Annotated in this window: 8 protein-coding genes; 1 reads left to right on the top strand and 7 read right to left on the bottom strand. The window is 59.0% G+C overall.

What is annotated here, in order from left to right; genetic code table 11:
* Positions 1–96: 96 nt before the first annotated feature.
* The 3 genes from maiA to hmgA are packed head-to-tail and all read right to left on the bottom strand — an operon-like array spanning position 97 to position 3360.
* Positions 97–735 (bottom strand): maleylacetoacetate isomerase, encoded by a 639-nt coding sequence (gene maiA / locus NTD87_RS02395; RefSeq protein WP_262111615.1) that lies wholly within the window; start codon positions 733–735, stop codon positions 97–99.
* Between the two features lie 12 nt (positions 736–747).
* Positions 748–2052, bottom strand: a complete 1305-nt coding sequence (gene fahA / locus NTD87_RS02390) for a fumarylacetoacetase (protein WP_262111614.1) — start codon at positions 2050–2052, stop codon at positions 748–750.
* Between the two features lie 3 nt (positions 2053–2055).
* Positions 2056–3360 carry a homogentisate 1,2-dioxygenase gene (hmgA, locus tag NTD87_RS02385; RefSeq protein ID WP_262111612.1) on the bottom strand — a complete coding sequence of 435 codons (1305 nt, stop codon included), beginning with the start codon at positions 3358–3360 and terminating at the stop codon, positions 2056–2058.
* Between the two features lie 166 nt (positions 3361–3526).
* Between hmgA and NTD87_RS02380 the strand changes: the two genes are divergently transcribed.
* Positions 3527–4315: an IclR family transcriptional regulator gene (locus NTD87_RS02380; protein ID WP_262111608.1), complete on the top strand. Its 789-nt coding sequence runs from the start codon at positions 3527–3529 to the stop codon at positions 4313–4315.
* A 25-nt stretch (positions 4316–4340) separates the two neighbouring features.
* Here the strand turns inward: NTD87_RS02380 and NTD87_RS02375 are convergent, their stop codons facing one another.
* The 4 genes from NTD87_RS02375 to NTD87_RS02360 all read right to left on the bottom strand — a co-directional run bounded on the left by NTD87_RS02375 (position 4341) and on the right by NTD87_RS02360 (position 12835).
* Positions 4341–6803: a dermonecrotic toxin domain-containing protein gene (locus NTD87_RS02375; RefSeq protein WP_262111605.1), complete on the bottom strand. Its 2463-nt coding sequence runs from the start codon at positions 6801–6803 to the stop codon at positions 4341–4343.
* Positions 6804–6955: 152 nt separating this feature from the next.
* Entirely contained in the window at positions 6956–9511 is a 2556-nt protein-coding gene (locus tag NTD87_RS02370; RefSeq protein ID WP_262111603.1) for a LuxR C-terminal-related transcriptional regulator, read from the bottom strand.
* A 140-nt stretch (positions 9512–9651) separates the two neighbouring features.
* Complete coding sequence (locus NTD87_RS02365; protein ID WP_262111602.1) at positions 9652–11019, bottom strand: DUF1329 domain-containing protein; 1368 nt, start codon at positions 11017–11019, stop codon at positions 9652–9654.
* Between the two features lie 22 nt (positions 11020–11041).
* Positions 11042–12835, bottom strand: coding sequence for a DUF1302 domain-containing protein (locus NTD87_RS02360; RefSeq protein WP_262111601.1), 1794 nt, complete (start codon positions 12833–12835; stop codon positions 11042–11044).
* Positions 12836–13048: the final 213 nt, after the last annotated feature.

The raw sequence follows: 13048 nt of genomic DNA, 5'->3' as shown, positions 1-13048 counted from the left end.
GATCAATCTTGACTGTCAGGCCGCCATCGCGAGCAGGCTCGCTCCCACAAGGTATTCGCCGACTGGCTCCAGGCACTTGCGCCTGCAGGTTTGGCGTTACTTCGGGGTATCGGGCTGATTCGCCGGATGGGCTTTGATGAAGGCCGGATGCTGCGCCGCCAGCGCCGCCACCCGGCGAATCCGCGGATAAGCCTCAAGAGAAATGTTGAACCGCTCGGCCGCATACAGCTGCGGGATCAGGTAGACATCCGCCAACCCCGGCGCACTGCCAAAGCAGTAACCCTCATCGCCAATCAACTGCTCGACCGCCGCCAACCCCTGAGTGATCCAGTGGCCGATCCACTGCACCACTTGCGGCTCATCATGACCGAGTTGGCGCAGTTGATTGAGCACGCTGACGTTATGCAACGGATGAATGTCGCAGCCAATCAACGACGCCACCGCTCGCTCATGCGCGCGTTTGGCCAGGTCCTTGGACAGCAGCGGCACCTGCGGATAACGCTCTTCCAGGTACTCGATGATCGCCGGGGACTGGATCAGCAACTCGCCTTCATCGGTGCGCAAGGCCGGAACCCGGCCTTGCGGGTTGATCTGCAAATAAGCCGGTTGCTTGTGTTCGCCCCCCTGCGGCGCGATCAGATTGACCGGCAGTGCCTGGTAATCCAGGCCTTTGAGTGCCAGGGCAATGCGCACCCGAAAGGACGATGTCGAGCGATAGTAGGTAAAGAGTTCCATAGCCTGAGCCTCTTAGCGCGCTGGCAGGATTTTGCCGCGGCATTCGCCGAAACCAATGGAGGCGAAACCGTCACGGCTGCAACGTGCACGCAGGATGATTTCGTCGCCGTCTTCAAGGAACTTGCGCACCTCGCCCGAGGCCAGTTCGATCGGTTTTTTACCGCCTTCGGTGATTTCCAGCAGACTGCCGAACTGACCGTTTTGCGGCCCCGACAAGGTGCCCGAACCGAACAGGTCGCCGGCCTGCAACTGGCAACCGTTGACGCTGTGGTGCGCGACCATTTGCGCCACGGTCCAGTACATGTGTTGGGTGTTGCTCAGCGTCAGGCGATGGGCGGGCAGATTCTGTTCACGCATGGCTTCAGTGATCAGCAGCACTTCCAGTTCGATATCAAAGGCACCCGCCGCCTGATCGCGTTTGTCGAACAGGTACGGAAGCGGCTGCGGGTCGCCTTCCGGACGCGCCGGTTGGGCACGGCGGAACGGTTCCAGTGCTTCAGCGGTGACGACCCATGGCGAGATGCTGGTGATGAAGCTTTTCGACAGGAACGGACCCAGCGGCTGGTATTCCCAGGCCTGGATGTCGCGCGCCGACCAGTCGTTGAGCAAGCAGAAACCGGCGATGTGCTCGGCAGCATCACCGATGGCAATCGAATCGCCCATCTCATTGCCCTGGCCGATCCAGATGCCGAGCTCCAGTTCATAGTCCAGGCGAGCGCATGGGCCAAACGTCGGCTCGGTCTGGCCGGCCGGCAGGGTCTGGCCTTTCGGACGACGCACGTCAGTGCCGGACGGGCGAATGGTCGACGCACGGCCGTGATAGCCAATCGGCACGTACTTGTAGTTCGGCAGCAACGGGTTGTCCGGGCGGAACAGTTTGCCGACGTTTTGCGCGTGCTCGATGCCGACGTAGAAGTCGGTGTAGTCATTGATCTTTGCTGGCAGGTGCATCTGGCAATCGGCGGCCAATGGCAGCAGTTTCGCGCCTTGGGCTTCGATCTTGCCGTGCAGGGTGCTGCCTTCGGCGAACAGTTCCAGTAGACGCTCACGCAAGGCAACACGAGCACCACGACCGAGGTCGAAGAAAGCGTTCAACTGACCGCCACGGGTGGCTTCCACTGCGGTGCGCGCGGCACCGTCAAACAGACCGGCTTCGAGCGCCGCTTGCAGATCGAAAATATGCTCACCGATCGCCACACCGCTGCGCGGCGCCGAACCCTGTGTGCTGAACACGCCCAGCGGCAGGTTTTGCAGCGGGAAGTCTGCGTGGCCGTTGGCGGAGGCAACCCAGCTACGAGTGGGGGTGGTCTGAGTCATGGGTTATCTCCGATTTGGGTTGAAAGTAGCGGGCAGCGAGGCCCAGCAAGCATCGTAAGTGTTTTGCAATTGCGGGCAATCGAGGGCGAAACGGCTTGGGCGCAATACCTGGCTGGTCTCAAACATGAAGGCCATGGTGTTGTCGATTTTGCTCGGCGCAAGCTCGGCGTTAATGGCCTTGGTGCAGGTATCGCCATCCGGCCCGTGAGCACTCATGCAACTGTGCAACGATGCGCCACCCGGCAGGAAGCCTTCAGCCTTGGCGTCGTAGGTGCCCTGGATCAGGCCCATGAATTCGTTCATCAGGTTGCGGTGAAACCACGGTGGACGGAAGGTGTTTTCGGCGACCATCCAGCGCGGCGGGAAGATCACGAAATCGAGGTTGGCCAGACCGTGAACACTGGTCGGCGAGGTCAGCACGGTGAAGATCGATGGATCCGGATGATCGAAGCTGACCGTACCGATGGTGTTGAAGCGGCGCAGGTCATATTTGTACGGCACGTTATTACCGTGCCAGGCGACCACGTTCAGCGGCGAATGGTCGAGCTCGCAGCCCCACAACTCACCCAGGAATTTCTGCACCAGGGTGGTCGGTTGCTTGAGGTCTTCGTAATAAGCGACCGGGGTCAGGAAGTCCCGTGGATTGGCCAGGCCGTTGCTGCCAATCGGCCCGAGGTCCGGCAGGCGCAGCGGCGCACCATGGTTCTCGGCCAGGTAGCCACGGGCTTGTGGGTCAAGCAGTTCGATGCGGAACTTCAAACCGCGTGGCAGCACGGCGATTTCCAGCGGTTCCAGTTCCAGCACGCCAAGCTCGGTGACGATGCGCAACCGACCTGACTCCGGCACCAGCAACCACTCGCCATCGGCGTTGAAGAACACCCGCTCCATGGAGCGATTGGCGCGGTAGTGATAGATGCTGATCCCGGCCGGTTTTTCCGAACCCGAGTTGGCGGCCATGCTCACCAGACCGTCGATGAAGTCGGTCGGTTCGCCAGGAATGTCCAACGGGTTCCAGCGCAGGCGATTGGGTGTCACTTCGCCCAACGGTCCGCCAGCCAATTGCCGCTCCAGCTTGACGAACGCCGGGTGATTGGCCGACGGCTGAATGCGGTACATCCAGGTGCGTCGCGCTTCGCTGCGCGCCATGGTGAACGCGGTGCCAGAGAACAATTCGGTGTAGAGACCGTAAGGGGCTTTTTGCGGGGAGTTCTGGCCGACGGGCAGTGCGCCGGGCAGCGCTTCACTGCTGAATTCGTTACCGAAGCCTGACTGATAAGCCAGCGCCGGCGCCGTTGAATCGAGGTTCATGGAGCCTCCTGAACAGGGAGTAGGCCGTAGCCCATGGCTTCTTGTTCAGAAGTCTTGGCAGGCCCAGGTTATTTTTATCGTAATCAGATTACGCATAACGTAATTTGATTGGTATTGACCGTCAAGTTATAAAGACGCCCATTCGTCCCAGGATTACACCGCCTCCATGAGCACCAGCGACAGCAACGGTAAACAGAAAGTCCGCTCGGCAGAGGTCGGCACCGACATCCTCAAGGCCTTGGCCGAGTTGTCGCCGTCGACGTCGTTGTCGCGTCTGGCCGAACACGTGCAAATGCCAGCGAGCAAGGTTCACCGCTATTTGCAGGCGCTGATCGCCAGCGGTTTTGCCGAGCAAAACACCGCCACCAACCATTACGGCCTCGGCCGCGAAGCCTTGCGCGTTGGCCTGGCCGCTTTAAACAGTATGGACGTGCTGAAAGTCGCCGCCCTGCCGCTGGCCGAGTTGCGCGACGACTTGAATGAAACCTGCTTTTTGGCGGTGTGGGGCAACCAGGGCGCGACCGTGGTGCATATCGAACCAGCGGTGCGGGCAGTGACGGTGGTGACGCAACTGGGTTCGGTGCTGCCCCTGCTCAGTTCATCCACCGGTCTGGTGTTCAGCGCTTTTTTGCCGAATCGCGAAACCGTTGAACTACGTGCGTTGGAACTGCAAGCAACGACCGCCCATCCCTTGGCTGACGGGCAGGCCTACGCAACCTTGTGCGAACAGATCCGCGAACGCGGTCTGCATCATGTCCATGGTTTGCTGATGCCGGGAGTCGATGCGCTCTCGGCACCGGTGTTCAATGCGGTCGGCCAGGTGGCGGCGGTGCTGACAATCGTCGGCCCGACTTCGTTGTTTCACGCCGACGAAAACGGCCCGGCGGCGCAGCGATTGCTGGCGGCGACCCGGGCCGTGAGTTGGCGGATGGGCTATGAGCCCGTCGTCGGTTAAATCGTTCGGCGCTGAACGCCTGTGTTTACTCCAGCAGCGTCTGCTCGCTGGATTCAGGCTCCTCAAGTGCCTCCTTCATCAACGCCGTCATCACCGCCAGATCCACTGTTTTTCCGGTGCACGCAGAGACCACGCTCAAACAGGTATTCGCATCGCCTAACCGCTTGGCAATCGCCTTCTGCACCTGCGAAAAACCCAACTTGCCAATGCGCATCGTAGTCAGTTCCAGCATGCAATCCAGGTAGCTGGAGAACAGCGCCTTATAATCACCTTCGTGATAAGCCTTGGCCCCTTCGAACACCCCTTTTGCAATCACCACGGCGCTCAGTCCAAAACCGATCGGCGGGAACACACAGCCTACAACAGTGACTGCCGCTACTGCCGCGTCGTAAACCAGCTTGCCAACCAACTCGGCAAGACTCGTGGTTTGAGCATCCACACCATCAATGACCTGATTGATCATATCAGCGTAAGAAAGAGAAAAGTCATGTACACGGTTATCAAGTTGCAGCCGCGGCGGCTCGACGTAGGCACTGCTGCGCTGCACTTTTTCGATGTAAGTGTTAACCTTCCGCTGGTCAGTGAACTTGGCGCGCTTACAGTAATAACTGCCTAACCCTTTCACCTTCACCGACTTGGCGAACTCGGCCAACGGTCGAAACCATCGGTCATCCGGGGCATGAGGGGTATACAACAAGTCCTCGGCCACACCGTTGTTCATCAGGCGAAAAACATAAACGCCCTCGATCCTGCCGCCCTCCAGATGAAACGTGTACACACCGTTGCGCTGAGGGGACTCGGGGTCTTCATACGCCCCCTCATCGCGCAACCGCTCAACGGCCTCATAGATACTCCAACGTTGTTGCTGATCAAGCCTACCGCTGAAGAGTTCCGATAACGCGGCGCGCTGCATTTCATGCAGTTGCACGTTCACATGCACGTCGCGCTTCAGTGCGTAACCAGGCGCATTTTTATCCAGATAGTCCGTGGACAGCATGTCGATATAGCGCTCACCCGGACGCAAGGTCTTCGACCAGCCCACGATGTATTTCATCAATACGTCGGACATCAACTGATCAGAAATGGCTGGATGGCCATATGACAAACGCAGTCTTGGGTAGAGTCCCGGGTTATGGATCGGCCCGCTCTCTTCCGTAATGTGATGTTCTTTGATGATGAGTTGAGACAAGCTCATCTCTTGCGACTCATCCAGTTCCACCACCATCAGATCGGGATTCACGACGACTGTTTCATCGTATTCCGTCAGAACATCTTCAACCCTCTGTTTAACGAGGTTGAACGCAAACTTCTCGTAGCTGATCAGCGCTGTCTCGCGGGTGGCAAGCCGGGTCAACGCTTTAAGCTCGGTGTTCAACCGGGCGAAATACCCTTGTTGGTCAGACGAGGCCGAGCTATAACCAGCGGGAATGACCGCTGCCATTTCACCCCTCAGCCAACCGACATCGAGCAAAACAGCCTGGCGTAACGCGCCGGGACCGGACACCGGCCAAGGGTCGCGCTGGATACCGCCCCACTGGCTCGGTAACTCCTGTACATCCCTGAAATACGCATCGAGACCAGCGTCTCGATCACTGACATGAGACTGCTGGAGCAGGTAGCTGCGTCCTTCGGGCTGACGCGTCAGGTGGATGATATGGGTATTCAGTTGCCTGATGCTGATGAACTCGTACCAGACCTGGCCCCCAGGAGCTTCCGGCGAATAGAGAACGCAAGGACCGTCTTCACCTTCCGGTCCGCAATAAACGATCATCCCCCGGAAGGCGACTTTTGAACCAATAAGCGAAAGACTTCCCAGGGAGTTTTGTCCGATACCCTGACTGGCACGATCGACGATGTCGAAGCTATCGGTGCTGATATGCCCCTGCAGTTTGGCGCTGAACGAGCTCAGGTCCGTACGACTGTCCAACACCGCCTGCAGAGCGTGCAATACGGCTTCATTTCGGTATTTCTCTTCAAACTTTTCGGCATACCACGGACGCAGACGCGGGCCTCTCATCGCCTCCAGGAGGTCTTCCTCAGTAAAGCCTGAAGGCAGCGCCTCACCTTCGAGGACGATCTCCAGAGGAAAAGAGGCCACATCATGCAGACCATTGAGCAGGAACTCGGGAAGGGTCAGCCGATTGCGCTGAACGACCTTCTGCTGCCCGACATAGAACGTATGGCGAGCATTGACGAAAATCCGCTCCGGGTCGATGAGTTCCCCGGTAAGCGTTCTGACCAACTCTTGAGCAAAGAAATGTGCGCAAGCCTTGAGGGATTTGATTTCTGCCAGCAGCTTCTCCAGCACCTGCTCATTTTTTGCCAGGGATTGTTCTGTATTAAGATAATACTGACGATCTTCTTCACTGGCACGCTGCAACCAGTCCGGTATATGGTGAGGTTGCTCAGCCATTACTCGTTTCGATGGACGTGGAAGTTCTTCCTGAACCCTGTCAACCGGCATTGTTATTGGAACCTTGATATTCATGCACTCTTCCTTTTGGCACTTTATAAAACGGCAAACCGCCGCTCACTTATTTAAGAGCGCCAATCTAGAGCACAACCCATCAGGTATCAAAACCCAATATCTTTCCAATCTTGTATTACAAGCCTCCCCATAAACACCACTATAAATTTTAACTAACCCAGCACCCCCAAAAACTTTGCCTGAGCAACAGCCTGAGTTCTACGCTCCACACCCAACTTCCCATTAATTCGTCGCGCATGGGTTTTTACTGTATGTAAGGATATGAATAACAGATCGGCAATTTGTTGGTTCGAGTTACCTTGGGCCACTAGCTTGAGCACCTCTATTTCACGCTGACTCAACGGACTGTGCGCAAGGGCCTGGGCCTGCGGACGACTACCCGACTCGACACATTCAAGAGCGTCCAGTAACCGTGGCTGACGCAACTGCACATCACGCAACGCCTGTTGCACGTTGCAGCGCTCGACCAGTGCCAATCCTTCTTGCAACGACTGCCGGGCAGACAACAGGTTGCCCGTCAGCCAGGCGACTTCGGCCATCACCAGATGCACTTGCGCTTGCAGCCCCGACATCCCCCGCTGTCGTGCGCACTGTAACTGGGTCTCGAGTCGGGCCAAAGGTGCTTGCGCCTGCCCCAGATGAACCTCGGCCAGTATCAACAGATATTCCAGACCCGGGATCAACTCCAGCGTCGCTGGCGGAGCCTGTCGTGCGTCGGGCCCGTGATAGTGGCGTAGCACCCGTGTCAGGGCCTCGTGGGCCAACTCCGGGCGCCCCTGCTGCAACCAGAAGTGGCTGCTGACTTGCAGCAGCACACCGCGATAAACGGTATCGGGAATGTGCTGGCGCTGCATCATTCGCTCCGCATCTCGCAAGCAGACGAAGGCCTGCGCGTAATCGCCCCGATTGGCGGCCACTTGGGCCAGCCCCAGAAAACCGTACAACGCACGCTTGTCCTGACTGTGCACACACGCCTGGAGTCCCGACTCAAAAAACTCGGCAGCTTGCGCGTCATGGCCTTGACTCAGGGCCAGCCGCCCACGACGCAAGGCAATCCGCCCCAGCAATGGCGTAGCGTATTTGGCTTGCTGGCAAAGCAATTCATTGATGCTGCCTAACAGGCTTTCGGCGCGATGCGCAGCACCGCGCTGCTCAAGCAACTGCGCGTGATCAAGCTCCAGCAAGCCCTCGAACAGCAGCGCCCCCTGGGCTCGCGCCAGGCACAACGCCTGGCGATTGAACGCCTGAGCCACATCGAGTTCACCCTTGAGCAAGGCTTGCTGAGTCAACCCGGACAAGCACAGCAAACGTGCCGGCCAGGCGATGGCTGGCAGCTCGGTCAACGCCTCGAGAAAATGTGCACGCGCGGGATCCATCTGCCCTTGCAGGTGCAACAACCAACCCTGCTGCGCCTGCCAGCGCGCCACCAGTTGACGCTGCAAACTGGCCGACGGTTGCGGTGCGAATCGCGCCATTTGCTCAATACAGACGCCCGCCTGCTCGAAGCGGCCAGCGAACAACAATGCAGCCGTGATCAACCCGACCAACTGCGCACTGCCCAACATCAAGTCGGCACCTTGTCGTTCATGCAGGCGCAGCAGCAACAGCACATTCTGATGCTGGAACAAATGCTCGAAACTGAAGTGCTGCAACAGGCTGACCGCGACCTCGAACTCTTCGGCCAATAGTGCCTGCTCGAACGCCACTTGCCAGTCTTGCCCGGCCATGAACCACTGACAGGCCCGACGATGCCACGAGCGGCCTGCCTCCCATTCAACATCGCGCACCAGCTTCGCCAGCGGCGGGAACACCTGCAGCCAGTCTGCCGAGTCCTCCCAGGGCTCGATGAAGCAACCGAGTTCCTGCAAGGTTCGTAACCATTGCCCCCCCTCGCCCGCGCCAAACAGATGCTCGCAGAGCCCGACGTTGAATCGTGGCAGATGGGCGAGCACTCGCCAGGCTTCGGACAGTTCCGGTGACAGAACGCTGAACAACTCGTAATCGAGGTAATCGAGCAAGGTCGCCGAACGCTCTTGCTTGAGTTCAGTGGCACTGCTCCCGCTGCCATCGAGCAAGGCGACCCGCACGCTGGCGCACCAACCACCACTGCGCTGAAAGATTCGTTCACTGGCGTTCGCACACATAGGGTGCGGGAGCTTATCGATCAACTGCTGGATTTCTTCACGGTTGAATGCGAGCTCAGCGCTTGCACACTCGTACAAATCGTCATCAAGCAACAAGCGCGGCCAGTTGCAATGCGGACGTCGTCGCCCACCCAGCCACCAGATCAGGGCCGGGCTGCTGAGGGCCAGCAGGCGATCAAGCAAGGCGTCCAGCTCCGGAGCCGGTTCGCGGCAATAGTCATCGAGAAACAACCAGGTCGGTGTCTGCAATCGCATCAGGTACGCCAACAGACTCGGCTCGTCTTGCACCGCAAGCCCTAACGCTTGCGCCAACGTTCGACAGAACTCGGCGGGAGTTTGCAGCACGCCGTTCAAGGGCAACCAGTAAACCATGCACTGCGGTGGCCTCTGCAGCAGGCACTCGGCGAACAGCGCACTTTTACCGCTGCCTGCGGGAGCGCAGAGCCATTTCACCCGTGCAGTTGACGTCAGCAACGGCTGGGTCAGGCGCTTGCGCGGCAGGTGCAGGGAAGACAAACGGGGCAGGAATCCTGGACGGTCCAGACACTGAGTCATGGCGGTCATTGCAGTGTGCCTTTTTATAGTTGTGACGCAACCCTATCCCTCTGCCAGTGCCTTGTTGAGAAACATTCAGGGCGCTGATTGGTGCCCATAAAAAAGGTGACCCGCAGGTCACCTTTTACTCAGCCGATGGGTCAAAAACCTTACCGAACGCCCTCGGCGCGCAAGGCTGCCGGGGTGTAGTCGGCAGCCTTGGCGTCGAAGCCGAATTCGAAGCTGTGCTTCTCTTCGTTCTTCATCCCCAGGGCAATGTAACGGCCGGCGATGATGTCGTAGAGCGCTTCCAGCGTGTAAGCCGGTGTCTGGTGATCGTAGTAGAACTGGGCATGCCCCTCGGCCACACGCCAGAGTTGACCGCGACCGTCGTAGTGGTCCACCAGCGCCACCTGCCAGCTGTCTTCGTCGAGGTACATGTGGCGTTTGGCGTAGATGTGCCGCTCGCTCGGTTTGACCGTGCCGACAATTTCCCAGACCCGGTGCAGCTCATAGCGGGTCAAGTCCTGGTTGATGTGCCCGGCCTTGATCACATCGTCGTACTTCAGGCTCGGTGAATCGAGCTTGTAGCTGTTGTACGGAATGTACATTTCCTTCTTGCCGATCAGCTTCCAGTCATAGCGATCCGGCGCACCGGAAAACATGTCGAAGTTGTCCGAGGTCCGCAGACCGTCGGCGGCGGTGCCCGGCCCGTCGTACGCCACTTGCGGAGCACGGCGTACGCGACGTTGTCCAGCGTTGTAGATCCACGCCAGGCGCGGCTCTTTCACCTGATCAAGGGTTTCGTGAACCAGCAGGACGTTACCGGCCAAGCGGGCCGGCGCGGTCACCGACTGCTTGAAGAAGGTCAGCACGTTGGCGGCCTTTTCCGGATCAATATCCTTGATCAGTTGCGGTACGGCGATCTCCTCCTCGAAGCGAATCGGTGTGTAGGCGCCGTTGGTCTGCGGGGTCACCTGAGTGATGATGCGTTTTAAATTACCGCCGTGATAACGGGTGATGTGGTTCCACAACACCTCGACGCCGTTCTTCGGAATCGGGAAGGCGTAGTAACGGTTACCGGTGAAGTTGGCCAAACCGTTACCGTCGTTGATGCTGGTGACGTTCAGCGCGCTGCGCTTGGCCGACTCGTAGATGTCCGGCGGCACGGCCACCGTGCGGTGGGTCGGGTAGACCGGGATCTTGTAGGTGTCCGGGTAGCGTTTGAACATCGCCACCTGACCGTCCGAAAGTTTGTCCTTGTATTTGTCGACCGTGGCCGTGGTGATGGTGAACAGTGGTTTTTCACTGGCGAACGGGTCCGCCAAAAAGCCTTTGCTGTCTACCGCACCGGCATTTTTAGGGATGCCACCGGTCCAGGCCGGAATCGAACCGTCGGCGTTCCCGGCTTTCTCGGCGCCAAGCGGCGTCAGGCTGGTACCCAGTTTTGCGGCTTCTTCAGGCGAGACTGCCGCCATCACGTTGGCTGCCAACAAGCTCAGGGCCAGGGCACCGCATTGCAGAATCATCTTGCGCATAAAATCATCCTTCTCAGACAAATCAGAAGTTCACGCCGACGCTCAACGCGAGGAAGTCGCGGTCCGTCAGGGTGTTGTAATGGCCACCGAAGAAGTCGGTGTAACTGAGGCTCGCGGTGTAGGTGTTGCGGTAGTCGGCATCGACCCCAAGGCTCACGGCCTTGGCCCCCTCGTTGAACAAACCGTTGGGGCCGTAACCGCTGACGTCGTGGGACCAGGAGAGGTTGGGCTTGAGGTTGATCCCGCCAATCACGTTGGCGTAATCAAGGATCGCCCGCGCGCGATACCCCCAGGACATCGAGGTGACAAAACCGTCGGTGTCGCCGCCGAAGCCGTACTGGCCGTAGACCGAGTCCCGGCCGTAACGCAATTGGCTGCGCGGCTCCAGACCACCGACCCGCACCACCGCCGCCTCGCCGACTACGGTCAAGCGTTCCGCGCCGAGTACCTGGTCGAAGAAGTGCGTCAGGGTGCTTTGCACCTGGGTCACTTCCTTGCGCCGAAAGCCACTGTTATCCGCGCCTGGCGTGGTCTTGATCGGCGACGCGGCGCCACCGGCAATCGGGTTGAGCAGTGCCAGCGTCAGGTCATTGGTGTTGACCTGAATCGGAGCGTTTGGCCGATAGCTGATTTCTCCGGTCCAGGCTGTGCCTGTGGGCAAGGTGGTCGCGAAGCTCGCGCCGTACAGGCGAATGTCTTCCGGGTATTGGAGGTAGTACTGGCCGCGTCCGAGCATCACGCTTTGCGCCAGGGCGGAACCGGTGCCCGGGGCAATCGAGTTGGCGGTGCCGACAATGCCGGGGAGCGCTGACAGCGTCGAGCGGCCAGCAGTGATGGTGCCGACAATCGGGGTGCGACTGTGGTAATTCATGAAGTACAGGCCGTACTCGGTATCGTCGCCGAGCCAGCGCAGCGCTGTACCCCACTGCCCGGAATTACGGGCATCACGGTCGCTGGCGCGCTGGACGATCACCCCTTCGCGGCTGACTTCGAAGCCCTGGCCATAAGCTGCGGCAATCGGCTGCAACGGTGCAATCGCCGGGCTGCCGACGGTGTAACCCTTGGTGCAGCCTTCAGCCGCCACGTCGACGCCGAAGAAGGTGCCGCAGTTATCCAGAACGGTCTCGTCCCACTGCAACTGATAGAAACCTTCCACCGTGAGCTGGTCGGTCAGCCCTTGGGAGGCAAACAGCATGTTGACCGGAATCAGGCCTTCCTTGATTTCCGCTCCGGGACGGCGAAATGCCGAGACGTCGATGGGGTTAATGCTGTTGATCGAGTTGCCGATGAAAGTACTTTCGCCCCAACTGACCACCTGCTTACCGGCGCGTACGGTGCCCGGCAGGTCGGCGATGGAGTAGTTGTGATAGACAAAGGCATCGAGGATCTCCCCACCGGAAGATTTGGCGCCCTCCTTGCGGTCGTCGTTGCTGACGTTCTTGAATTCCAGGTCGCGGTTTTGCAGCGCGAAGTCGTACCAGTATTTACCCCGCAGGAAGACGCCGCTATCGCCGTATTTCAGTTCGAGGTCATGGATGCCCTTGAAGATTTCCGAATAGGCTTGCCCTTTCTTGAAGTTCAAACGCCCATCGTCACCGGTCGATGACTGGCCGGTGCCGCCGTTGACGATGCCAACCAGCGATTTGTCGGCATCACGCATGCCCCAGCTTGCGCCGATCGACAGCGAAGAATCGAATGTGCCTTCGATTTCCCCGATATTGAAATCGACGGCCTGCGCCTGGGCGCAACAACCCAAGGCAACCGCAACGGCGAGCGCCTGCGGCGTGAAGATGGCGCGCATTATTGTTTTTGTCATGCGTCTTCCCCGGTGAGTGACAGAAGGCCTCACCCTACTGCCGCCTTATGGGCGAGATAAGCGCACCAAGGAGGTATTCGCGTTGTACCTCCAAAGGATGAATCCCCGCATGGGCCGGGGTTTTACGCCGGGCATGGATGGGCTGGATGAAGGGTTATCAGTGGCGCGCATGGCGTGGTCCAGACACGGATTCCGTCGCAGCTGGCGAAGGCT

Source organism: Pseudomonas sp. 6D_7.1_Bac1 (assembly GCF_025465945.1).
Taxonomy (GTDB): domain Bacteria; phylum Pseudomonadota; class Gammaproteobacteria; order Pseudomonadales; family Pseudomonadaceae; genus Aquipseudomonas.
This window is presented reverse-complemented; position numbering and strand designations above follow the sequence as displayed.